Annotated in this window: 21 protein-coding genes and 2 pseudogenes; 12 read left to right on the top strand and 11 right to left on the bottom strand. The window is 72.3% G+C overall.

The window, feature by feature from the left end; genetic code table 11:
- Nucleotides 1-20 precede the first annotated feature (20 nt).
- The 4 genes from KYY02_RS11050 (at nucleotide 21) to msrB (ending at nucleotide 3,351) form a co-directional block, all read left to right on the top strand.
- The gene (locus KYY02_RS11050) at nucleotides 21-788 is read left to right on the top strand and encodes a pyrimidine reductase family protein (RefSeq protein ID WP_371237635.1); all 768 of its coding nucleotides are present in this window, start codon (nucleotides 21-23) and stop codon (nucleotides 786-788) included.
- Nucleotides 789-986: 198 nt separating this feature from the next.
- Nucleotides 987-1,460, top strand: a complete 474-nt coding sequence (locus KYY02_RS11045; RefSeq protein WP_371237634.1) for an indole-3-glycerol phosphate synthase — start codon at nucleotides 987-989, stop codon at nucleotides 1,458-1,460.
- 80 nt (nucleotides 1,461-1,540) lie between these two features.
- Nucleotides 1,541-2,929 (top strand): UDP-N-acetylmuramate--L-alanine ligase, encoded by a 1,389-nt coding sequence (murC, locus tag KYY02_RS11040; RefSeq protein ID WP_371237632.1) that lies wholly within the window; start codon nucleotides 1,541-1,543, stop codon nucleotides 2,927-2,929.
- 14 nt (nucleotides 2,930-2,943) lie between these two features.
- Nucleotides 2,944-3,351, top strand: a complete 408-nt coding sequence (gene msrB, locus KYY02_RS11035) for a peptide-methionine (R)-S-oxide reductase MsrB (RefSeq protein ID WP_371237630.1) — start codon at nucleotides 2,944-2,946, stop codon at nucleotides 3,349-3,351.
- 9 nt (nucleotides 3,352-3,360) lie between these two features.
- On the opposite strand, the gene KYY02_RS11030 is transcribed toward msrB, so the two are convergent.
- Nucleotides 3,361-4,842 carry a sensor histidine kinase gene (locus KYY02_RS11030; RefSeq protein WP_371237628.1) on the bottom strand — a complete coding sequence of 494 codons (1,482 nt, stop codon included), beginning with the start codon at nucleotides 4,840-4,842 and terminating at the stop codon, nucleotides 3,361-3,363.
- Nucleotides 4,839-5,528 (bottom strand): response regulator transcription factor, encoded by a 690-nt coding sequence (locus KYY02_RS11025; protein ID WP_371237627.1) that lies wholly within the window; start codon nucleotides 5,526-5,528, stop codon nucleotides 4,839-4,841. The genes KYY02_RS11030 and KYY02_RS11025 overlap by 4 nt, the downstream gene beginning before the upstream one ends.
- Nucleotides 5,529-5,677: 149 nt before the next feature.
- Here KYY02_RS11025 and KYY02_RS11020 point away from each other — a divergent pair, with 149 nt between their 5' ends.
- The 3 genes and pseudogenes from KYY02_RS11020 to KYY02_RS11010 all read left to right on the top strand — a co-directional run.
- Nucleotides 5,678-7,018 (top strand): ferredoxin reductase family protein, encoded by a 1,341-nt coding sequence (locus tag KYY02_RS11020; protein ID WP_371237625.1) that lies wholly within the window; start codon nucleotides 5,678-5,680, stop codon nucleotides 7,016-7,018.
- Between the two features lie 37 nt (nucleotides 7,019-7,055).
- Nucleotides 7,056-7,454, top strand: coding sequence for an FMN-binding protein (locus KYY02_RS11015; protein ID WP_371237624.1), 399 nt, complete (start codon nucleotides 7,056-7,058; stop codon nucleotides 7,452-7,454).
- 1 nt (nucleotide 7,455) lies between these two features.
- Nucleotides 7,456-8,178 (top strand): annotated as a pseudogene (locus KYY02_RS11010) (FAD:protein FMN transferase); the annotation flags it as partial.
- A 148-nt stretch (nucleotides 8,179-8,326) separates the two neighbouring features.
- Here the strand turns inward: KYY02_RS11010 and KYY02_RS11005 are convergent.
- The 5 genes and pseudogenes from KYY02_RS11005 to KYY02_RS10985 all read right to left on the bottom strand — a co-directional run bounded on the left by KYY02_RS11005 (nucleotide 8,327) and on the right by KYY02_RS10985 (nucleotide 12,689).
- Nucleotides 8,327-8,716: a hypothetical protein gene (locus KYY02_RS11005; RefSeq protein ID WP_371237622.1), complete on the bottom strand. Its 390-nt coding sequence runs from the start codon at nucleotides 8,714-8,716 to the stop codon at nucleotides 8,327-8,329.
- Nucleotides 8,717-8,945: 229 nt separating this feature from the next.
- Nucleotides 8,946-9,704, bottom strand: coding sequence for an SDR family NAD(P)-dependent oxidoreductase (locus KYY02_RS11000; protein ID WP_371237621.1), 759 nt, complete (start codon nucleotides 9,702-9,704; stop codon nucleotides 8,946-8,948).
- Between the two features lie 25 nt (nucleotides 9,705-9,729).
- Entirely contained in the window at nucleotides 9,730-11,076 is a 1,347-nt protein-coding gene (locus KYY02_RS10995) for an MFS transporter (protein WP_371237619.1), read from the bottom strand.
- Between the two features lie 78 nt (nucleotides 11,077-11,154).
- Nucleotides 11,155-11,739 carry a TetR/AcrR family transcriptional regulator gene (locus tag KYY02_RS10990; RefSeq protein WP_371237618.1) on the bottom strand — a complete coding sequence of 195 codons (585 nt, stop codon included), beginning with the start codon at nucleotides 11,737-11,739 and terminating at the stop codon, nucleotides 11,155-11,157.
- Nucleotides 11,740-11,846: 107 nt separating this feature from the next.
- Nucleotides 11,847-12,689: pseudogene (locus KYY02_RS10985) on the bottom strand (aminoglycoside phosphotransferase family protein).
- A 439-nt stretch (nucleotides 12,690-13,128) separates the two neighbouring features.
- Between KYY02_RS10985 and KYY02_RS10980 the strand changes: the two are divergent.
- The 5 genes from KYY02_RS10980 (at nucleotide 13,129) to KYY02_RS10960 (ending at nucleotide 17,210) form a co-directional block, all read left to right on the top strand.
- A complete protein-coding gene (locus KYY02_RS10980; protein WP_371237617.1) occupies nucleotides 13,129-13,365 on the top strand; it encodes a hypothetical protein in 237 nt (78 codons plus the stop codon).
- A 326-nt stretch (nucleotides 13,366-13,691) separates the two neighbouring features.
- Complete coding sequence (locus KYY02_RS10975; RefSeq protein WP_371237616.1) at nucleotides 13,692-14,816, top strand: ABC transporter ATP-binding protein; 1,125 nt, start codon at nucleotides 13,692-13,694, stop codon at nucleotides 14,814-14,816.
- Nucleotides 14,813-15,514 (top strand): ABC transporter permease, encoded by a 702-nt coding sequence (locus tag KYY02_RS10970; RefSeq protein ID WP_371237615.1) that lies wholly within the window; start codon nucleotides 14,813-14,815, stop codon nucleotides 15,512-15,514. Before KYY02_RS10975 ends, KYY02_RS10970 begins: the two co-directional genes overlap by 4 nt.
- Nucleotides 15,511-16,176 (top strand): ABC transporter permease, encoded by a 666-nt coding sequence (locus KYY02_RS10965; RefSeq protein WP_371237611.1) that lies wholly within the window; start codon nucleotides 15,511-15,513, stop codon nucleotides 16,174-16,176. The genes KYY02_RS10970 and KYY02_RS10965 overlap by 4 nt, the downstream gene beginning before the upstream one ends.
- 74 nt (nucleotides 16,177-16,250) lie before the next feature.
- Nucleotides 16,251-17,210 carry an ABC transporter substrate-binding protein gene (locus tag KYY02_RS10960; protein ID WP_371237609.1) on the top strand — a complete coding sequence of 320 codons (960 nt, stop codon included), beginning with the start codon at nucleotides 16,251-16,253 and terminating at the stop codon, nucleotides 17,208-17,210.
- Between the two features lie 43 nt (nucleotides 17,211-17,253).
- Here the strand turns inward: KYY02_RS10960 and KYY02_RS10955 are convergent, their stop codons facing one another.
- Genes KYY02_RS10955 through KYY02_RS10940 form a run of 4 tightly spaced genes read right to left on the bottom strand, consistent with a single transcriptional unit; the run spans nucleotide 17,254 to nucleotide 21,032 of the window.
- Nucleotides 17,254-17,850 carry a GTP-binding protein gene (locus tag KYY02_RS10955; protein ID WP_371237607.1) on the bottom strand — a complete coding sequence of 199 codons (597 nt, stop codon included), beginning with the start codon at nucleotides 17,848-17,850 and terminating at the stop codon, nucleotides 17,254-17,256.
- Complete coding sequence (locus KYY02_RS10950; protein ID WP_371237605.1) at nucleotides 17,837-18,196, bottom strand: DUF742 domain-containing protein; 360 nt, start codon at nucleotides 18,194-18,196, stop codon at nucleotides 17,837-17,839. Before KYY02_RS10950 ends, KYY02_RS10955 begins: the two co-directional genes overlap by 14 nt.
- A 1-nt stretch (nucleotide 18,197) precedes the next feature.
- Nucleotides 18,198-18,629: a roadblock/LC7 domain-containing protein gene (locus KYY02_RS10945; RefSeq protein ID WP_371237603.1), complete on the bottom strand. Its 432-nt coding sequence runs from the start codon at nucleotides 18,627-18,629 to the stop codon at nucleotides 18,198-18,200.
- Nucleotides 18,630-18,665: 36 nt separating this feature from the next.
- Nucleotides 18,666-21,032: a sensor histidine kinase gene (locus KYY02_RS10940; protein ID WP_371237602.1), complete on the bottom strand. Its 2,367-nt coding sequence runs from the start codon at nucleotides 21,030-21,032 to the stop codon at nucleotides 18,666-18,668.
- Between the last annotated feature and the right edge of the window lie 40 nt (nucleotides 21,033-21,072).

Below are 21,072 nucleotides of genomic sequence, written 5' to 3'. Positions count from 1 at the left end.
GCCGTGGAACACTGCTCGGCATGCGACGCCTGTTCCCCGTGACCGACGTGACCGACGCCCGCGAGTGGAGCCTCGCCGAGCTCGCCGCCGCGTACGCCTACCCCGAGCCGGGGCCGCGAGGGCGGGAGCCGTGGCTGCGCGCCAACATGGTGTCCACCCTCGACGGGGCCGCCCAGCACGACGGCCGCTCGCAGCCCATCTCCTGCCCGGCCGACATGCGGATCTTCGGTACCCTGCGGGCGCTCGCCGACGTCGTGGTCGTCGGCGCGCAGACGGTACGGCAGGAGGGCTACCGCCCGTCGCGCGCACGCGCGGAGTTCGCGGCCGCGCGGGAGGCGGCCGGCCAGGGGCCCGCGCCCGTGATCGCGGTGGTGACGGCGAGCCTGGACCTGGACTTCTCGCTGCCGCTGTTCACCTCCCCCCTGGCGCCCACGCTGCTGCTGACCGGCGCCGGGGCCGCCCCGGACCGCGTGGCGGCCGCCGAGCGGGCGGGCGCCCGGGTGGTCGCCGCCGGGGAGGGGGAGGCGGTGGACCCCGTGCGGGCGGTGCGGGCCCTCGCGGACCTCGGACACACCCGGCTGCTCACCGAGGGCGGGCCGCGGCTGCTGGGCCAGCTGGTGGCGGCCGGGGTGCTGGACGAGCTCTGCCTGACCGTCTCGCCGACGCTCACCGCCGGTGACGCGCAGCGCATCGCCGGTGGACCGTCCGTAACACTTCCGCGGCGTTTCGCGCTGAAGTCGATGTTGGAGGAGGACGGCTTCCTGTTCACCCGGTACCAGCGGTCCTGACCGGTCGCGGCCGGGGCGCCGGACGGTGACCGCCGGTGCGGCGATCGGCGGAACGCGTGCGTCCGGCCGATGCGGGAAGAGGCGACACTGAATCCGGCGGTACCCGTGCGCACACGGGGCAGGATGGTTTCCGCAGGGCCGGGCCCGGTCCACGGAGCAGAGGGGGCCCTCGGGTCCTCCGAGGAGAAGGGGAGCCTGGTGTTCACCAGCGTACTGATGATCGAGAAGGCCCTGACGTCCGCCGACGTGGAGTTCGTCACCACCTTGCACGGCGACGAGCCGGTCTCCTTCCACGTGCTGCTCCAGCCGCGCGGCGAACAGGCCGACCGGCTGCTGAGAGCCATCGACGACGTCGCGCTCGGCGAACTCGACGAGGCCGTCCGCGAGCACGAGACGCCCGAGGGCGAGGAGGCCAGGAGCATGGGGGAGCGGGCCCTGGAGGTGTCCCTGCAGGCCCTGCGCGCCACCGGCGACACGGCGGACGGCCGCCTCGTCGAGGACCACCCGCTGGACGCGCTGAAGACCGTGGTGGAGGAGGTCGGGGCGGACGAGGTGATCGTCCTGACCGACCCGCACTACGTGGAGGAGTTCTTCCACCGCGACTGGGCCTCCCGGGCCCGGCACAAGGTCGGTGTGCCGGTGCTGAAACTCTTCTCCCACAGCAAGGCATAGGCTGGGGCGGCGCTCTCCCGGCTCCCCCGCGAGGGCGCGAAGACCGTCGTCCCGCTCGTCGCACCACTGGGAGAACACGCATGGCACCCGGCCTTCCTACCGCCATGGACCGACCGCACTTCATCGGCATCGGCGGCGCCGGGATGTCGGGCATCGCCAAGATCCTCGCCCAGCGCGGCGCGAAGGTGGCCGGCAGCGACGCCAGGGACTCCGCCACCGCCGACGCCCTGCGCGCCCTCGGCGCCACCGTGCACATCGGCCACGCCGCCGGACACCTCGCCGACGACGCCAGCTGCGTCGTCGTCTCCTCCGCGATCCGCGAGGACAACCCCGAGCTGGTCCGGGCGGCCGAGCTGGGTGTCCCGGTGGTGCACCGCTCCGACGCCCTCGCCGCCCTGATGGACGGTCTGCGCCCGATCGCGGTGGCCGGCACCCACGGCAAGACCACCACCACCTCCATGCTGGCCGTCTCCCTCACCGCGCTGGGCCGCGAGCCGTCGTACGCCATCGGCGGCGACCTGGACGCCCCCGGCTCCAACGCGCTGCACGGCACGGGCGAGATCTTCGTGGCCGAGGCCGACGAGTCGGACCGCAGCTTCCACAAGTACGCGCCCGAGGTCGCGATCATCCTCAACGTGGAGCTGGACCACCACGCCAACTACGCGTCCATGGAGGAGATCCACGAGTCCTTCGAGACGTTCGTCGGCCGGATCGTGCCCGGTGGCACCCTGGTGATCTCCGCGGACCACGAGGGCGCCCGCGAGCTGACCCGGCGGCTGGACGGCTCGGTGCGGACCGTGACGTACGGGGAGTCGGACGACGCCGACGTGCGGGTGCTGTCGGTCGTCCCGCAAGGGCTGAGGAGCGAGGTGACCGTCGAACTCGACGGCGCCCCCCTCACCTTCACCGTGTCGGTCCCCGGCCGGCACTACGCGCACAACGCGGTCGCCGCGCTCGCCGCCGGCGTGGCGCTCGGCATCCCGGCTGCCGAGCTGGCCCCGGCGCTGGCCGCGTACACCGGGGTGAAGCGGCGCCTCCAGCTCAAGGGCGAGGCCGCCGGCGTGCAGGTCGTCGACTCCTACGCGCACCACCCGACCGAGATGACCGCCGACCTGGAGGCCATGCGCGCCGCCGCCGGTGACGCCCGCATCCTCGTCGTCTTCCAGCCGCACCTGTTCTCCCGCACCCGCGAGCTGGGCGAGGAGATGGGCCGGTCCCTGTCCCTGGCCGACGCCTCGGTGGTGCTGGACATCTACCCGGCCCGCGAGGACCCGATCCCCGGCGTCACCAGCGAGCTGATCGTCGAGGCGGCCCGGTCGGCCGGCGCGGACGTCGCCGCCGTGCACGACGAGGCGGAGATCCCCGAGACGGTCGCGGGAATGGCGAAGCCCGGTGATCTCGTTCTCACCATGGGAGCGGGCGACGTCACCGACCTCGGCCCGCTCATCCTGGACCGTCTGTCGAAGTAAGGGGCTCGAGTTTCATGCCGTACGACGTGGAGAAACCGGACGAGCAGTGGCGCGCGGAGCTGTCCCCGTCCGAGTACGCCGTCCTGCGCCAGGCGGCCACGGAACCCGCCTTCACCGGCGAGTACACCGACACCAGGACCCAGGGCGTCTACTCCTGTCGCGCCTGTGGCGCCGAGCTGTTCACCTCGACCACCAAGTTCGAGTCGCACTGCGGCTGGCCGTCCTTCTACGACCCGAAGGACACCGACGCCGTGGAGCTGGTCGAGGACCGCTCGCACGGCATGGTGCGCACCGAGGTCCGCTGTGCCCGCTGCGGCTCCCACCTCGGGCACGTGTTCGAGGGTGAGGGGTACCCGACGCCCACGGACCAGCGGTACTGCATCAACAGCATCTCGCTGACGCTGCAGCCCGCCGAGGACTGACCGGATCCGTCAGGGGGCCTCGCGGTGCGCCCCGTCCGCACCGCCCAGCGGCAGCCGCACGGTGAACACCGTCACCCCCGGCTCGCCGCTCAGCTCGACGTCGCCGCCGTGCGCCCGCACCAGCGACCGGGCGACAGCGAGGCCCAGCCCGCTGCCGCCCCGGTCCCGGCTGCGGGCCTTGTCGACCCGGTAGAACCGGTCGAAGACCCGCTCCCGGTCCTCCGCCGGGACACCGGGACCCGTGTCGGCGACCCGCACCAGCGCCGAACCGCCGCCGGTGGAGACCGCGACCGACACCCGGGTGCCGGCCGGGGTGTGCACGGCGGCGTTGGTGAGCAGGTTGTCGAGCACCTGCCGCACGCGCTGCGGATCGAGCCGCAGGACCAGCGGGCCGGCGCCGGCCGTCACCGCCAGCGGATGGTCCGGGTGGCTCGCCCGGAACGCGTCGGCGGCCTGCTGGACCAGCTCCGCCAGGTCCGTGTCCGCCGTCCGCAGCGGCGTCTCCACCTCCGCCGCGTCCAGCCGGGCGAGCAGCAGCAGATCGTCGAGGAGCACTCCCATCCGGGCGGCCTCCGCCCGCAGCCGGGCCAGGTGCCGGTCGCGTTCGGCGGGCTCGTTGGCGGCGGCGTACTGGAACAGGTCCGCGTAGCCGCGTACCGACATCAGCGGGGTGCGCAGCTCGTGCGAGGCGTCCGCGACGAACCGGCGCAGCCGCAGCTCCGCCTCCGCGCGCACCGCGAGGGAGTCGTCGATGTGCTCCAGCATCGTGTTGAACGCGGTGCGCAGCTCCGTCACCTCCCGGCCGCCGTCCCGCCCGTCCGCGCGCAGCGGCAGCCGAGCCGCCGACTCGGTCAGGTCGTGCGAGGCGATGCCGTGCGCGGTGCGCGCCATGTCGCTCAGCGGCTGCAGCCCGCGCCGCAGCATCCGCCGCCCGAGCACCACCAGCGCCAGCAGCGCGAGCGCGAACACCACGACCTGCACCGTGACCAGTTGTCCGACGGTCTTCTCGATGTCCTCCACGGGTGCGGCGCTCACCAGCACCACCCCCGGCTCGACCTCGCAGCCGCGCAGCCGGTAGGTGCCCTCCCCGCGGATGCGCGCGGTGCGCGTCAGGTCGGTGTCGGAGCGTGCCATCGCCCGTGCCAGGTCGGCCAGGGCACGGGTGTCCTCGGGCACGTCGGAGGGCCGGCGCAGGCTGACCGCGTCACCGGAGACGTCGTACACCGCCGTGTACCAGCCGTAGTACGGCTTCCGCCTGACCGTGCCGTGCGCCGCCGCGTCCTTGGCCTGCACGGCCTGGATCAGCTTCAGCTGGTCGCCCAGCTGCCGCTCCAGGTAGTCGTGCATGTACGTGGTGAGCGCGGTGCCGACGACCGCGAAGACCGCGAGCGACAGCACCCCGAGGCCCAGCGCCAGCCGGGTGCCGAGGCGCACCCTCCGGTAGGTGTCCCGCAGCCGCAGCCGCCGCAGCCGCCGCAGCCACGCCCTCACTCGGCGGCCCGCCGGATCACGTACCCGAAGCCCCGCACCGTCTGGATCAGCGGCGCACCGGTGTCGTCCAGCTTGCGCCGCAGCCGGCTCACCACCAGCTCCACCACGTTGGAGCGGCCCCCGAAGCCGTACTCCCACACGTGGTCCAGGATCTGCGCCTTGGTCAGTACGGTCGGCGAGCGGCGCATCAGGTAGCGCAGCACCTCGTACTCGGTCGGCGTCAGCGACAGCAGCCGTCCACCGCGCCGCACCTCGCGGGTGTCCTCGTCCATCGTCAGGTCCGCCACCCGCAGCACCGACCGCTGGTGCCCCGGCCCGGTGCTGCGCCGCAGCACCGTGCGCAGCCGGGCCATCAGCTCCTCCACCGCGAACGGCTTGATCAGGTAGTCGTCCCCGCCCCGGGTCAGCCCCGCCACCCGGTCGGCGACCCCGTCCCGCGCGGTGAGGAACACCACCGGCACCATCGTCCCGGAGCGCCGCAGCCGGTCCAGGACGCCGAAGCCGTCGACGTCCGGCAGCATCAGGTCGAGCACCACGATGTCCGGGCGGAACTCGGCGGCGCGGCGCAGCGCCTCCTCACCCGAGTTGGCGGTGACCGCCTCCCAGCCCTCGTAGCGGGCGACCGTCGCCACCAGGTCGGCTATCGGCGGGTCGTCGTCCACGACGAGGAGTCGTACTTTTTCCACCCGCCCATACTGCGGCACACCGTGCCCGGCGCCAGAGGCGGTGCGCCCTCACATCTCGATCGATAAAAACTTGAAAGTTGACCGACAGGGAATCGACAGCGCCTGTGACCAAGCTCGGAACCCCAGGACCCGATCAAGGAGTTTCCGGCGTGCCAGCTGTCCCACCGCCTCCCGCACCCCCCACCGCGGGGCGACGCCCCGAAGCGGTGGCGCGCATCGGCCTGTACGGCCTGCTCGCCGCGAACGCGGCGGCGGTGGCCGTCTTCTTCGTCCGGGCGGGCTTCGGCGTCAACGCCCTCCTCCTGCTGGGCCGTCTCACCGGCCTGTACGCCGCCCTGCTGATGGCGTTCCAGCTGCTGCTGGTGGCCCGGCTGCCCTGGCTGGACCGCCGGATCGGCATGGACCGGCTGACGCTGTGGCACCGCTGGACAGGCTTCGGACTGCTGTGGACGCTCCTCGGCCACGCGGTCTTCATCACCTTCGGCTACGCCGAGATGTCCTCCATGGACCCGGTGGACCAGCTCGTCGACCTCGCGGGGACCGTCGAGGGCGTGCTGCGCGCGGTCGTCGCGCTGGCGCTGATCCTCGTCGTGGGCGCGGTCTCGGCCCGCCGTGCGCGACGCCGCCTCGCCTACGAGACCTGGCACTTCGTCCACCTCTACACGTACGTCGCCGTGGTCCTGGCCTTCACCCACCAGGTCGCCGCGGGGTCCACCTTCACCGCGTCCCCCGCCGCCACCGCCTACTGGTACGGACTGTGGGGCGCCGCCCTCGCCGCGGTGTTCGCCGGCCGGCTGGTCCTGCCGCTGTGGCGGAACCGGCGCCACCGGCTGCGGGTCACGGCCGTCGTCCCCGAGAACGACCAGGTGGTCTCCGTCCACATCACCGGCCGCGACCTGGACCGGCTGCCCGCCCGGGCCGGCCAGTTCTTCCTGTGGCGGTTCCTGACGAAGGACCGCTGGTGGCAGGCGAACCCGTTCTCCCTGTCCGCCGCGCCCGACGGCCGCACCCTGCGGCTCACCGTCAAGGCGGCCGGCGACGGCAGCGCGGCCCTGCGCCACCTCGAGCCCGGCACCCGTGTCTTCGCCGAGGGCCCCTACGGCGCCTTCACCGCCCTGCGCCGCACCCGCCCGGACGTCCTGCTCATCGCCGGCGGCGTCGGCGTCACCCCGATCCGGGCCCTGCTGGAGGAGCTGCACGGGCACGCCGTCGTCCTCTACCGGGTGAACACGGAGGCCGACGCCGTCCTCCACGACGAGCTGCGCGAACTGGCCCACGCCAAGGGCGCCGAACTCCACCTGGTCACCGGCCCGTCCGTGCCCGACCGGCTCGCCCCCGGCGAACTGTCCCGCCTGGTGCCCGACCTCACCGACCGGGACGTCTACGTCTGCGGCCCGCCCGGCATGACCGCCGCGGTCCTGCGCGGCCTGCGCGAACTGGGCGTACCGAGGCGGCAGATCCACCACGAGCGCTTCAGCCTGGCCGGATGACGGACGCGGGACGAACGAGGGGAACGAGGAGAACACCGTGAAACGAGCACTGCCCGTCCTGGTCCTGAGCGCCGCCGCACTGATCCCGGTCTGGCGTCACACCCCGCCGGCCCCGGAGCCGGCGGTCGCCGGACCCGCGCCCGCCCCCTCGGCGTCCACCTCCCCGGGCGGCACCACCCGGATCGTGGCCGGTCCCACCGTCGACACCGAGAAGGGCCCCGTGCAGGTCGAGGTCACCCTCGACGGCGACCGCATCAGCGCCGTGCGGATGCTCCGGCAGCCGGACCACCCGCAGACCACGGCCGCCGTGCCGGTGCTGATCGAGGAGACGCTGGAGGTCCAGAGCGCCGACGTCGACACGGTCTCCGGCGCCACCGTCACCAGCGACGGCTACCGGCAGTCCCTGCAGGCCGCCCTCGACGCACAGGGCTCCTGACGTGCGGCGCGTCGAACACGTCATGGGCTTCCCGGTGTCGCTGCGCATCGACGACGAGGGGTTCGCCGTGGCCGCGGCGGACGACCTCTTCGCCTGGCTGCGCGAGGTCGACGCCCGCTTCAGCCCGTTCCGCGAGGACAGCGAGGTCTCCCGGCTGGACCGGGGCGAGCTGGACCCGGACCGGCTCAGCCCCGGACTGACCGAGGTCCTCGCCCTCTGCGAGCGGTACCGGACCGCCACCGGGGGCGCGTTCGACGCACGGCTGCCGGGCCGGCGCCTCGACCCGTGCGCGGTGGTGAAGGGCTGGTCGGTGCAGAAGGGCGCCGAGCTGCTGCGGGCGGCGGGAGCGCGCCGGTTCTGCCTCAACGCCGGCGGTGACGTGGTCGCCGTCGGCGGGCCGTGGCGCGTGGGCGTACGGCACCCGGAACACGCCGGCCGGCTGTGCACCGTCGTGGAGCTCACCGACGGCGCGGTCGCGACCTCCGCGCGCTACGAACGCGGCGACCACGTCGTCGACGGCCGCACCGGCCGCCCGGCCACCGGCCTGCTCGCCCTGACCGTCACCGCCCCCACCCTGACGGAGGCGGACGCGGTCGCCACGGCGGCCTTCGCCCTGGGCCCGGAGGGTGTCGCGTGGGCCGCCGCGCGCCCCGGCTGCGAGGTCTTCGCCGTGACGGCGGACCGGCGGGTCGTGCGGTCGCCGGGCTTCCCGGCGGCGGGTGCGGCGGGGGAGGCGGTGCAGCCGCCCGCCGCAGCGCCGTGGTGCGGTCGAACTGGCGCAGGTCCTGGCCCGGCACGGCCGGGGCGACGAGGCGATCGCGGCCGGGGCAGGGACGCCGCAGCGTTCCTTCAACAGGGCACGTCCGAGCCGGTCACACCTGTCCGGACAGGCACCTTCTCCACCGAGCCCCCGTTCCGACGCCACCCTCTTCGGGCCACACCCCCCTGACGAACCCTGTGCCGAACCTGTCCGCCACAGGAACAGCGGAGCGCCGGGGGTTCCGGCTCACTCGTCGATCGACGTACCGAAGCGCGCGTCGGTACCGGAAGCGCCGAGCGACGAGTGAGCCTCCGCCGTACGGCCACGATCCGGTGCTCACCGTCCCGGTCGTGGAGGCGGCAGGCCACCAGACCGCCCCGTCGTCGGTGTTCTCGCCGGGTGCCGTGGCCGGCAGCCCGGAGCGGCCGTCGGCGTCCGTGTCGGCGGGCCGGACCTGTCCGCCCCGGCGGTCCCCCTTCTCCGCCGTGCCGGACACGCCCACGGCCAGATCGGCGTAACCGTCACCGTCGATGTCGGCGAGTGGCTCTGTTCACGAGAACCGGTTCTCGTGAACAAAGCCGACGGGCCAGTTCCGCGCTCCGCGGAGTCGATGCCGCTGTTGACGCCGGCCGCACCGCGGTGCGGCCGCTCTGGTGGGGACGCGGCTCGCGTTCCAGCCCGTCGTGGCGGAGTTCCCTGCTGGGAAGGTTGACGCCGAAGCCTACGAACCGTCAGGCCGAGGCCCCACTGTCGAGGACCAGGTCGGCGCCGACCGCCGCGCCGGCTGCGGGCGAGGCGAGGTAGAGCACCGCGGCCGCCACTTCTTCGGCTTCCGCGACCCGGCCGAGCGGGTTTTCCGTCTTCACTCGCTCGGCGCGGTCGGCCTCGGTCTCGCCGGGCCGCAGCGACATGGGGGCGGCGGAGGCGCCGGGGCTGACGGCGTTGACGCGGATGCCCTGGTGGATGTGGTCGAGAGCGGCGGCGCGGGTCAGCGCGGAGACCGCCGCCTTGGACGTGATGTAGGCGGCGACGTTCGGGATCCGCAGGTGTGCGCCCAGGTTGGAGGAGATGTTGACGATGGCGCCGCCACCGTTCTCCCTCATGTGCGCGATCTCGTGCTTCATGGCCAGCCAGACGCCGGTGACATTGGTTCGCAGCACCGCGTCCCAGTCCTCCTCGCTCACCTCGCCGACGGGTACGGTGCCGCGGAGTATTCCGGCGTTGTTGACCGCGATGTCCAGTCCGCCGAAGCGGGCGACGCTCTCACGTACGAGGTTCTGGAGCTGGCCGGAGTCGGTGACATCGGCGGTGACGGCGGCGGCCGTGCCGCCGGTGGCCTCGACGAGACCGACCGTCTCGTCCAGGGAGGCCGCGGTACGTCCCGCGGCGACCACGGACGCGCCCTCGGCGGCGAAGGCGAGCGCGATTGCGCGGCCGAGGCCGGAGCCTGCGCCGGTGACGAGGACGGTTCTGCCGGTGAAGCGGTTCATCTCGGTGGCTCCCTTGAGTGATGGATTACTTGACGCGGTGGTTCAGGAGGGCCACGAGGGCCAGGCCGGCCCCCGTCGCGGCGAGCGACCAGGCGTCGCTGCCGAGCGTGAGTAGGATCGCGAACAGGACGGTCGGGCCGAATTCCATCGCGGTGTTCAGCACGCCGCCCGCGAGCCCGGTCTGCTGCTGCGGCACGCCTTCGGTGGCGAGCACGGCGGCTCCCGCGAAGGAGGCCGCCGTGCCGGCCGGCAGCAGCACGAGGCCCGGCAGCAGTCCATACCCGTATGAGATGTGGGCGTCGATCCCGGTGAGCGCGAGGAGGGCGAGCCCGCCCGCGCCTGTGCAGAGCCCGGCCGCTGTGACGGTTCGGGCCCCGTACCGGCCGATGAGCGGCCCTGCCGCCCGGCCCGAGGCGATCAGCGCGACAGCGAACGGTACGAACGCCGCCGAGGTCCGCAGCTGTGACCAGTCGCGCGCCTGCTGGAGGTGGAGCGAGAGGACCACGAAGGTCAGCGCGGTCCCGCAAGAGCTCAGTGCGATGGCCGCGAGAGCGAGGACCCGCCGCCGGTCGAGCAGGAAACGGGGCGGCAGCAGCGGGTCGCGGGCGCGGCGCTCGGCGTACCGGAAAGCGGCCAGCAGCGCGGCCCCGCAGAGCAGCGGCACGAGCACGCCGGCCGACGACCAGGGGAGGGTGTCGGTGACGACGAGTCCGTAACTGGCGAGGGTGATCCCGGCGGTGGCGAGCAGGGCCCCCGGCAGGTCGAGGGCCCTGCCCCGGCTCGGCGTGATGTCCGGCAGCAGCCGGAACGTGAGGGGGAGGGCTGCGAAGGCCACCACGAGTGGTACGGCGAAGGTCCAACGCCAGGACAACAGCGCTGAGATGACGCCGGAGAGCAGATTGCCCGCGGTCGCGCCGAGTACCGAGAGCCCGCCCCAGGTGGCCATCGCCCTGCCGTACGCGGGTGGGGAGGGGAAGACGGCTCGCAGCAAGGCCATGGCGGCGGGCGCGATCAGAGCCGCCCCCGCGCCCTGCGTGAAGCGCGCTGCGAGCAGTGTCCCGATGCCGGGGGCGAGCGGGGCGGCGGCCGAGGCGGCGGCGAAGAGGACCAGGCCTGCGGTGAGGGCACGCCGCCCGCCATAGCGGTCCGCGAGGCGTCCGCCGAAGAGCAGCAGCCCGGCGAAGGTCAGTCCGTAGGCGGCGCTGAGCAGGATCAAGTCGGCGCGGCGCAGGCCTAAATCGCGCCCGATGAGGGGAAGCGGTATGGCGAGCGCAGCGAGCGTGAAGATCAGCGTGGTCTGGACGCCACCGAGGAGGATGAAGGCGTATCGCTGCCGCATAGCGGCGACGCGGGCAGCGCCCGTGGCGGTCATGCCGACCTCCTGATATTTGACTGATCGGTTCATTATTTGGGCATGCGGAAGAAAGCCGGTGGTTCCGGTGAGTGTGAGTCAGTCCAGCAGGGCCAGGGCCTGTTCGGTCGCGTCCCGCACCCGGGCGGGATCGTTCGACGCCTTACCGATGATCCGTACCCCCTGCAGCAGGACGAGCAGCATGCGGGCCAGCGCACGCGGATCACGGCCCTCGGGCAGCTCGCCCTGAGCCCGGGCGCGTACGAGCGCGGAGTGCAGCAGGGTCTCGACATGCTCCCAGCTGAGCTCGACCCGGCGGGCCGCCGCAGGGTCGTGCGGGGCCAGCTCGGCTGCCGTGTTGGTGACGAAACAGCCGTTCAGCCGGCCTTCCGGGGAGGCGGCCTCTGCGGCGAAGCGACGCACCACCGCCCGCACCGCAGGCAGTGCGGGGCCCGGCTGGGACAACTCGGCGAGGAGAGCCGGGTCGCGCGTCTCGGCGTACCGGTCCATGGCCTTCAAATACAGCTCGTGCTTGCTGCCGAAGGTCGCGTAGATGCTGGCGCGGCCGATGCCGAGGTGCTCGACGAGGTCCGTTATCGACGTCGCTTCGTAGCCGCGCCGCCAGAACAGTTCAAGGGCCGACTGCAGCGCGGCGTCCGGATCGAATTCCTTGGTCCTGGCCACGTCGAAGACCATAGACGCATATGGAACGACCGGTCAAATAACCGCGCACCGTGGCCGGACACGGTGCAGCGGATCGGGGCCGGCCCGGCAGTCCCTCTGTCTCCGGTTCAGCCCAGTCCGCAACGATCGAGTGCGGCACGGACTTGGTTGAGCCCTGCGACTCTCCAGTGGTCCCGGTCGGGCATGTGGTCGTCTCGGCGCCAGCGCCAGGCGGAGGACATCGCCCAGTCCAGGGCGCGGCATCGGTGGATCAGGTCGTGGTCGGCCCCCGCGCAGTGCTTTGCCACTTCTTCGGGTGTGTGGGCGAGGCCGAACTCGATCGGTCCTCGGCAGCACGTGGCGAGGTCCACGAGGAGCGGCCCCCTCCTTGTGTTCAGAAGGTTGCCCGGATGCGGCTCGCCGTGCAACAGCTGGCCGTCGGCTTTGCCGACGCTGATCGCGGCGCTTCAACCGGTGAGAGTGTTGCCGAGGAGTTCCCGGTCTGAATCGGGCAGTTCGGGGGACCGGTCCCGGTCGTTCACCTCTCTCAGTGCCACGGCGACCCGATCGGTGAAATGCGGTGCGTCCAGACCGATCTGCCGCAGGGCGGCGTGGTGCCGCGTGAACGCGTCCGCGTGGTCGGCCGGCGCGATCTCTGATCCCACGGGCTCGTAGTAGGTCCAGAGCGAGATGGCGAAGGTGTCACGCGAATGGACCCGGGGGGCGACACGAGGGTCGAGCTCGGCCATCGGAGCGTCGACGTCGGCGAGGCGGCGAGCAACCTCTACTTCGAACGCGGAATCAGCCAGATGCCCCGAAGGCGCGACCCGAGCCAGGACGTCGCAAGGGACCAGGCGCAGCGCGACGCGGTCCGAGTTGTGGATGACGACCACATCGTCGACCTGAAGGCCCAGCTCCGAAGCGGTCGCCCGTGCTGCCTCAACTGCCCGGCGGAGTTCCGGCGGCTCCATACAGTCCTCCCTCATCGTTGTGTACACATACCTGTCTGGGGACAGCAGGGCGGTTTGATGTGTTCTTCCTGGTTGCGCGGCCGCGGGATTCCCAGGTCCACGGGGACCCGGCGTGTGAGTCGTGCGGCATCTGCCTGCTTGGGCCGGAGGGGGGTGGGTGACATGTCGGTTCCTTCGATCTCGCCGAACCGTTGCTCCTCGTGGGCCCTCTTGCGTCTCGGTCGGCGATTCTTCTCCGACTCGGCGAGCCCGGGCGACATCTCTGTGCTGACCTGGAGCATGGGGCGTCGGATGCGGGCGCGCTGGTGCCGGCAGGGTGATCCGCAGAGGCGAGCGCAGTTGCCGAGTTCGGCCTTGCGCTTGTCGAAGTGCTCTCGAACTCCGCCCGTTCCCCGGGTGTGACGTCGGTGTGCTCGCCCTCGGGACGCAGGACTCGGCGGTGGTTGAGGAACTCCTGGTAGTGCTTGACGATGTCCTCGGCGAAGACCGCGACGTAGCCCTGAGCGGTCTGCGGATTCAGGTGTCCGAGCAGGGCCGCGCCGATGTGGATCGGCAGGCCGCCGTCGACGATGTCGGTGGCGAAGAGCCGACGGAGGTCGTGGGGGAGCGAACCTGGTGCCCGCGAAGGCCGGGTTGGTCCCGGCGATCTCTTCGCGGCGGCGTCCGATCGTGTTGAGGACCGTGGCCGGGGCGGTGACGCCCCGGACGGTGCCCGGCTGTCGCTGGAAGAGGGACAGCTCAGTGGGCATCGGGACGCCCCGCTCGTATGGGTGAATGCCGAGGTGGGTGAGTTCGACAAGGTCATCATGCGCATGTCGAAGATCGAGGAGATCGAGCGCCGGCCCGCGGCGCTTCCCGAACGCGCCCCGGTGCCCGTCCCGGTGGCGACACGGGCGTCCGGCGCTTCGAGGTGCTCCTCAGGGGCGCCGTCTAGACTCGACCGGCGTCAGATCGTCAGGCCCAGGCCAGAGCCGTCCGCCCACCGGAAGGGTGTTCCGCGTCTTGATACGGATCGATTCAGTCACGAAGCGGTACCCGGACGGCACGGTGGCGGTCGACCGGCTGTCGCTGGAGATCCCCGACCGCTCGATCACCGTCCTCGTCGGACCCTCGGGGTGCGGCAAGACGACCACCCTCCGCATGGTCAACCGGATGGTCGAGCCCACCGAGGGAACGATCCTGCTCGACGGCGAGGACATCCAGCGGCAGCCGGTCACCGCCCTGCGCCGCTCCATGGGGTACGTCATCCAGAACGCCGGGCTCTTCCCGCACCGTACGATCGTCGACAACATCGCCACCGTGCCCCGTCTGCTCGGCTGGGGCAGGCAGCGGGCCCGGGAGCGGGCGGCGGAGCTGATGGAGCGGGTGGGCCTGGACCCCTCGCTGGCCAAGCGGTACCCGTACCAGCTTTCCGGCGGACAGCAGCAGCGCGTCGGCGTGGCGCGGGCGCTCGCCGCGGACCCGCCGGTACTGCTGATGGACGAGCCGTTCTCCGCCGTCGACCCCGTGGTGCGCAAGGGACTGCAGGACGAACTCCTGCGCATCCAGGACGAGCTGGGCAAGACCATCGTCTTCGTCACCCACGACATCGACGAGGCGATCAGGATCGGCACCATGGTCGCCGTACTGCGCGAGGGCGGGCGGCTCGCCCAGTACGCGCCGCCCGCCGAACTGCTGTCGAACCCCGCGGACGGCTTCGTCGAGGACTTCCTCGGCGCCGACCGCGGCATCCGGCGGCTGTCTCTCTTCCCCTCCGCCGCACTGGAGCTGACCACCGACGCCGTGATCCCGGCCGACGCCCCCGCCGTACGGATCGCCGCCGCCGAGGCCCCCCACCTCCTGGTCACCGACGCCGACGGCCGCCCGCTCGGCTGGGCGGAGCGTGACGAACTGACCGCCGGCGACATCCGCACGGACCGACTGCTGCCGTACGGGCGGCCGTTCGTGCCCGGCGCCGACTCCCTGCGGGTCGCCCTCGACTGCGCCGTGCTCTCGCCCGTCGGCCGGGCGGTCGCCGTGGACGGCCACGGCCGGGTGACCGGCGTCGTCTCCCAGCAGTCCATCGGCGAGGCCATCCGCGCCGCCCACACGGCCGGCCGCGCCGACGAGGAGAAGGTCGCGGGATGACCGGCTTCTTCGACATCCCCAGCGACCTCCAGCACAGTTGGGCCGGGCTGATCGGCCTGCACATGAGGGAGGCCCTGCTGCCGGTGGCCGCCGGGCTGCTCCTCGCACTGCCGATCGCGCAGCTGTGCGGGCGCTTCCGCTGGCTGTACCCACCCGTGCTCGGCCTGACGACCGTGCTGTACGCCGTCCCCTCCCTGGCGTTCTTCGTCGTCCTCATCGACTACACCGGCCAGACCGAACTCACCGTGATGATCCCGCTGGCCCTGTACGGCCTGGTCGTCCTGGTCCCGGCCATCGTCGACGGCGTGCGCTCGGTGCCGGAGGAGACCCTCGCCGCGGCCACCGCCATGGGCTTCGGCCCCGTACGCCGTTACCTCCAGGTGCAGTTGCCGATCGCCGCACCCGCCGTCATCGCCGGACTCCGGGTCGCCACCGCGTCCAGCATCTCCCTGGTCAGCGTCGGCGCCCTGATCGGCAACCAGGGCGCCCTCGGCAACCTGCTCGCCGCCGCGCAGAAGTACGACCGACCCGAACTCGCGGTGAACGCCGTGGCCACGATGGCCGCCCTGGCGATCCTGTGCGACGTCCTGCTGGTCGCGCTGCGGGTGCTGCTGACGCCGTGGATGCCGCGCGGCGGCACCCGTGCGAAACCCGCCGTGCGGCGGGCGGAGACCACCCCGCAGGGGGCGGTCCGGTGAACGTCCTCCACTTCGTCAACGCCTTCTTCAGCGACAGTGCCCACTGGCACGGCTACGACGGCATCCCGCAGCGCTTCCGGGAACACCTCCAGTACTCCCTGCTGGCCCTCGCCGTCGCCGCCGCCGTCGGGCTGCCCGTCGGCCTGCTGACCGGTCACACCGGACGCGGCGGCAACGCGCTCGCCTTCATCGCCAACGCCGCCCGCGCGCTGCCCAGTTTCGGTCTGCTGGTGCTGGCCGTCCTGCTGATCGGCTTCGGGCTGCTGCCCGTCATGGTCCCGCTGGTCGTGCTGGCCGTCCCACCGATCCTGGTGACCACCTACGAGGCGGTCCGCTCCGTCGACCCCGCCCCCGTGGACGCCGCGCGGGGCATGGGCATGCACGAGTCGCGGATCCTCTTCCGGGTCGAGGTGCCCGTGGCGCTCCCGCTGATCCTCAGCGGCCTGCGCTCCGCGGCCGTCCAGATCGTGTCGACGGCCACCATCGCCGCGTACGTCAGTCTGGGCGGGCTCGGCCGGTACATCATCGACGGGCTCTACCAGCGCGACTACGAGAAGGTGGTCGGCGGCGCCACCCTGGTGGCCGTCCTGGCGCTGCTCACCCTCGCGGTGTTCTGGGCGGTGGGACGACTGGCGGTCTCCCCCGGGGTGCGCAGACGCTGATGTGCGAGCGGATGTGCGGCAAACGTGATCCGGACGTTCTTGACTCGCCGTGAGCGGCTGGATTGGATCGGCGAATGACTTCCACCGCGCAGAGCAGCAGGTCCAGGACGAGGCACACCGGCGCGGCGGCCGCCGCGTTCACCGCCGTGGCGGTGCTGCTCGCGGGCTGTTCCTCCTCCGGCGACACCTCGGACAACCCCCTCGACGGAGGGAAGGCCGAAACCGGCACCGTCGTCGTCGGCTCCAACAACTTCGCCGAGAGCACCCTGCTCGCCGACATCTACGGCGAGGCCCTCCGCGCCGCCGGCCTCAAGGTCGACTACAAGCACAACATCGGCAGCCGTGAGACGACGTACGGCCTGATGAGGAACGGCTCCCTCACCGTCCTGCCGGAGTACAACGGCTCCCTCCTCGCCTACCTCGACCCCGAGGCCGGGCAGGAGTCCGCTCGGGCCGTGAACGAGGCCGTCAAGGCAAAGCTGGACACGTCGCTGACCCTGCTGGAGTCCTCGCCCGCCGAGGACAAGGACTCGGTCGGCGTCAACGCCGAGACGGCGAGGAAGTACGGTCTCACCGACGCATCGACCCTCGCCGACCTCAAGGACGCCGCTCCGGAGCTGGTGATCGGCGGCTCGCCCGAGTTCCAGACCCGGCAGCAGGGACTGAAGGGCCTGGAGACCGTCTACGGCCTGAAGTTCAAGTCGTTCAAGGCGCTCGACGCGGGCGGCCCGCTCACCCGGGCGGCGCTCAGCAGGAACGAGGTCCAGGCCGCGGACGTCTTCACCACCGACCCCGCCATCGTCAAGGAGAAGTTCGTCGTCCTGAAGGACCCGGAGAACCTCTTCGGCTTCGCCAACGTCACCCCGCTGGTGTCCAAGGAGGGGCTGCCCCGGGAAGGCGTGGAGGCGCTGAACGCGGTCTCCGCGAAACTGGACACCGAGACCCTCCTCGACCTGGACGCCCAGGTGCAGCTGGAGAAGAAGGACCCGCTGGACGTGGCGAAGGCCTGGCTGAAGTCGGCCGGCCTGGACTGAGCCCGCCCGGGGCGCGGCCGGCGGGCCGCGCCCCGGAGGCCGTTCACCGCGCCGGGGCCGCCTGCGCGATCAGCCGGTCGATCAGCGCGATCAGCACGTCCCGGCACGACTCCCGCTCCCGCGCGTCGCACAGCAGCACGGGCACGCCGTCCGGCAGCGCCAGCGCCTCCCGGATGTCCTCGACCGGGTACGGGTGCTCCCCGTGGAAGCCGTTGACGGCGATCACGAACGGGATGCCCCGGCGCTCGAAGAAGTCGATCGCGGCGAAACTGGTCTTGGGCCTGCGCACGTCCACCAGGACCACCGCGCCCAGGGCACCGACGGCCAGGTCGTTCCACATGAACCAGAACCGCTGCTGCCCCGGCGTGCCGAAGAGGTACAGCACGAGGTCGTCCGAGACGCTGATCCGGCCGAAGTCCAGGGCGACCGTGGTGGCGTGTTTCTCCTCGACGCCGTTCAGGTCGTCGACGTCCAGACCCGCCATGGTCAGCGGCTCCTCGGTGCGCAGCGGGGTGATCTCGCTGACCGAGCCGACCATGGTCGTCTTGCCCACGCCGAAGCCACCGGCGATCAGGATCTTGACCGTGTCGGGTGCCGGACGCCCGGCGGACGCCCGCGCGGTGGTGTCAGAGCCGGCCAAGGCCCTCCCTCACTTTCTGCAGCAGATCCAGGTCCACGGTGGTGCGGTCGACGGGACGCGGCGGGCGGACGGTGATCCGTCCCGCCTCCAGCAGGTCGCACAGCATGATGACGACCACGCTCATGGGCAGGTCGAGACGTGCGGCGAGCTCGGCGACCGCCATCGGCTCGGCGCACAGCCGCAGGATCCGGAGGTGCTCGGGCTGCGGCCGGGCCGCCCCCTCGGGCTGCGGATCCGCCGCCGTCACCGTCGTGATGAGCGTGAAGTCGGCACGGCTGGGCCGGGTCCGGCCACCGGTCAGGGTGAACGGTCGTACGAGCCGGCCCGTCGAGTCGCTTCCGCCCACCTCACGCGCCGGGGTCGACGGCCGGCCCCGCGATGTCCCGCGGGGCCGCGCTGAGGTGCTCGCCTATCTTCTTCACCAGCATGTTCATCTGGTACGCCACCACGCCGACGTCCGCGCCCGGACCGGTCAGCACCACCAGATGGGCGCCGGGACCGGCCGAGGTGAGGATCAGGTAGCTGTGCGCCATCTCGATGAGAGCCTGGCGCACCGGGCCGCCGCGGAAGTCCATGCTGACGCCCTTGCTGAGGCTCATCAGACCGGACGCGGTCGCCGCCAGGCGTTCCGCGTCGTCCCGCAGGAAGCCGGTGGACTTGCTCACCACCAGTCCGTCCTCGGAGAGCACCACGGCCTGGTTCACGTCGGCGACCCGCTCGACGAGTCCGGTCAGCAGCTGGTCCAGCTGGGTGTGGGTGGCGGGGGTGGGGCGTGTCATGGCGGTGTTCCTTCGTAAACGGTCGGCGGTCGGCGGTCAGCGGTCGGCGGGCGGATTCGGGGACTCGGCGGGAGCGGCGGGCACGTGCGCCGCCTCGTCCGCCCCGCCCGTGTCGTCCTGCGGTCCGGCCTCGTCGGTGTCGTCGTCCCGCGCCTGGGACGTGCCGCGCTGGAAGCCGGCGAGGGAGGAGGCGGCGTGTTCCGCGGTGAAGCCGCCGGAGTCGTCCTCGGCGTCCGGGACGGACTCCTCGCGGAGTTCGGCGGCCAGGCTGGTCTGCGGCACCCGGCGGGGGAGCGGGGTGAGCCCGTCCCGGCGGGGTGCGGGCACCGGTGCGGCCGGTGCGGGGGCGGCCCGGACGGCGGTCGCCGACCGGGCCGCCGCGGTCTGCTTCGCATCGGTGGTCACGGTCCCCTCGTGCCCGTCGTCCGCCCGGTCCTGCGCGCCCCCGGTGCGCGTCTCCCGCGGACCGCCGGACGGCGCGTCCCGCACCACGATCTCGTGCGGGACCAGCACGATCGCCGTCGTCCCGCCGTACGGCGAGGAGCGCAGGGTCACGGAGATGCCGTGCCGGTGCGCGAGTTGGGAGATCACGAACATGCCGAGCCGGAGGTCGTCGGCGAGCGCCACCACGTCGAACTGCGGCGCCTTGGCCAACTGGGCGTTCAGGGAGGCGTAGTCGCCGTCCGACATGCCCAGGCCCCGGTCCTCGACCTCGACGGCGAGGCCCTTGGCCACCATCGCCGCCCGCACCGTGACGGGACTCGGCGCCGGCGAGTACACCGTCGCGTTGTCGATCAGCTCGGCCAGCAGGTGGATGACGTCGGCCACCGCGGGCGGGGCGAGCGACACCTCCTCCTCGGTGAACACCTCCACCCGCTGGTACTCGGCGACCTCCCCGACGGCGCTGCGCACGATGTCGATCAGCGCGACCGGCTCGCTCCACGTGCGGCCGGGGCGCTCACCGCTGACGATGACCAGGTTCTCTTCGTACCGGCGCAACTGGCTCGCCGTGGAGTCCAGTTCGTACAGTCCCTTGAGGACCTCGGGGTCGGTGTGCCGACGCTCCAGCGCGTCGAGCTTGCTGAGCTGGAGGTTGACCAGGTTCTGGCTCTGCCGCGCGATGCCGAGAATGACCTTCTGGAAACCGCGCCGGGTCTCGGCGAGTTCGATCGCGGTGTGCACGGCCGTGCGCTGCGCGGTGTTGAACGCCTGTGCGACCTGGCCCAGTTCGTCGTGTCCGTAATCCAGCGGGGTCGTCGCCGACTCCGCGTCGACCTTCTCGCCCCGCTCCAGCCGGGCCACCACATCGGGCAGCCGCTCCTCGGCCAGGCCGAGGGTGGCCACCCGCAGGCCGCGCAGCCGACGGGACAGCGAGCGGGTGATGCGCCAGGACAGGCCGACGCACAGCAGCAGCGCGAGCAGTCCGGCGGCGCTCAGGGAGGCGGCCGTCAGCAGCAGGCTGCGGGCCTCGTCGGCGCTGCGGGTGAGCAGCGCGTCGGTCTGCTGCCGGATCATGGCGGCGTACTGCGGGGAGACCCGGTCCATGGCCTCGTTCCACCGCTCCCGCAGGTCCGGCAGTTCGACGGTGCGGTTCTCGCCGGTGGGCGCGGTCGCCAGCACCTGGTCCTCGACCGCCTCCAGGGCACGCCACTCGGAGCTCTGCAGGATCTGCTCGGTCCGGGTCTTGGCCTCGCCGTGCAGGGAGGGCATGACCTGGTCGTTGACCAGCCAGCGGCGGGTGTGCACCAGCTCCGCGAACTCGCCCCAGCCCTCCGCGTCCAGACGCCCGGAGGGCCAGGCGAGGGTGAGCCGTGCGTCCTCCTCGGAGACCAGTTCCGCCGCGTGCTCCAGTGAGACCAGGGGGCCGGCCTGCGAGGTCAGGTCTCCGTCGTCGACCTGGGAGAGTTCCCGGAAGGCGTGGATCTGGTCGTCGATGATCGAGGTGTACTGGTCGAGTGCCTGCTCGGCGGTGATGTCGCTGGGCGCGTCCACCTGGTCCCGGTAGTACTCCAGGCTGCCCACCGAGCCGAGCACCCCGTACATGCGGTCCGAGATGCGCGCCGGCGCCTCGGCGATCGCATCCGCCTGACCGGTCAGTTCCGCCACCGCGTCGTCGGTCTTCCTGCGCTGGGCCTCCAGGGCGGTCCGGGGGGTGTCCGGCTCGGCCAGCCATGCGGCGGTCAGCCGGCGCTCCTGCTGCAACGCCAGCGTGGCGTGCGTGCCCATCGCGCCGGTCGACCGGCTCAGTTCCGTCTGGGAACGCAACTGCAGCCCCTCGGAGAACATCTGGATCGTCGTCAGGCCCCATATGCCGGCGAGGGTGACGCCGGGCACCAGGGCGAGGAGGAACAGCGAGAGACGTATGGAGCCGAGACGGCGCCGGGCACCTGTCCGTGGAGACATCGTGGTCCTAGAGCGGTCGGGTGGTGGGAGGAGTACGCAC

The organism is Streptomyces pimonensis (genome assembly GCF_041380215.1).
Lineage (GTDB): Bacteria > Actinomycetota > Actinomycetes > Streptomycetales > Streptomycetaceae > Streptomyces > Streptomyces pimonensis.
This window is presented reverse-complemented; position numbering and strand designations above follow the sequence as displayed.

What these genes read in the sequence shown, in the direction of transcription:
- KYY02_RS11050 (WP_371237635.1), top strand. Translation starts at nt 21, where the DNA reads ATGCGACGCCTGTTCCCCGTGACCGACGTGACCGACGCCCGCGAGTGG.
- murC (WP_371237632.1), top strand. Translation starts at nt 1,541, where the DNA reads ATGGCACCCGGCCTTCCTACCGCCATGGACCGACCGCACTTCATCGGC.
- msrB (WP_371237630.1), top strand. Translation starts at nt 2,944, where the DNA reads ATGCCGTACGACGTGGAGAAACCGGACGAGCAGTGGCGCGCGGAGCTG.
- KYY02_RS11000 (WP_371237621.1), bottom strand. Translation starts at nt 9,704, where the DNA reads ATGAACCGCTTCACCGGCAGAACCGTCCTCGTCACCGGCGCAGGCTCC.
- KYY02_RS10995 (WP_371237619.1), bottom strand. Translation starts at nt 11,076, where the DNA reads ATGACCGCCACGGGCGCTGCCCGCGTCGCCGCTATGCGGCAGCGATAC.
- KYY02_RS10970 (WP_371237615.1), top strand. Translation starts at nt 14,813, where the DNA reads ATGACCGGCTTCTTCGACATCCCCAGCGACCTCCAGCACAGTTGGGCC.
- KYY02_RS10960 (WP_371237609.1), top strand. Translation starts at nt 16,251, where the DNA reads ATGACTTCCACCGCGCAGAGCAGCAGGTCCAGGACGAGGCACACCGGC.
- KYY02_RS10945 (WP_371237603.1), bottom strand. Translation starts at nt 18,629, where the DNA reads ATGACACGCCCCACCCCCGCCACCCACACCCAGCTGGACCAGCTGCTG.
- KYY02_RS10940 (WP_371237602.1), bottom strand. Translation starts at nt 21,032, where the DNA reads ATGTCTCCACGGACAGGTGCCCGGCGCCGTCTCGGCTCCATACGTCTC.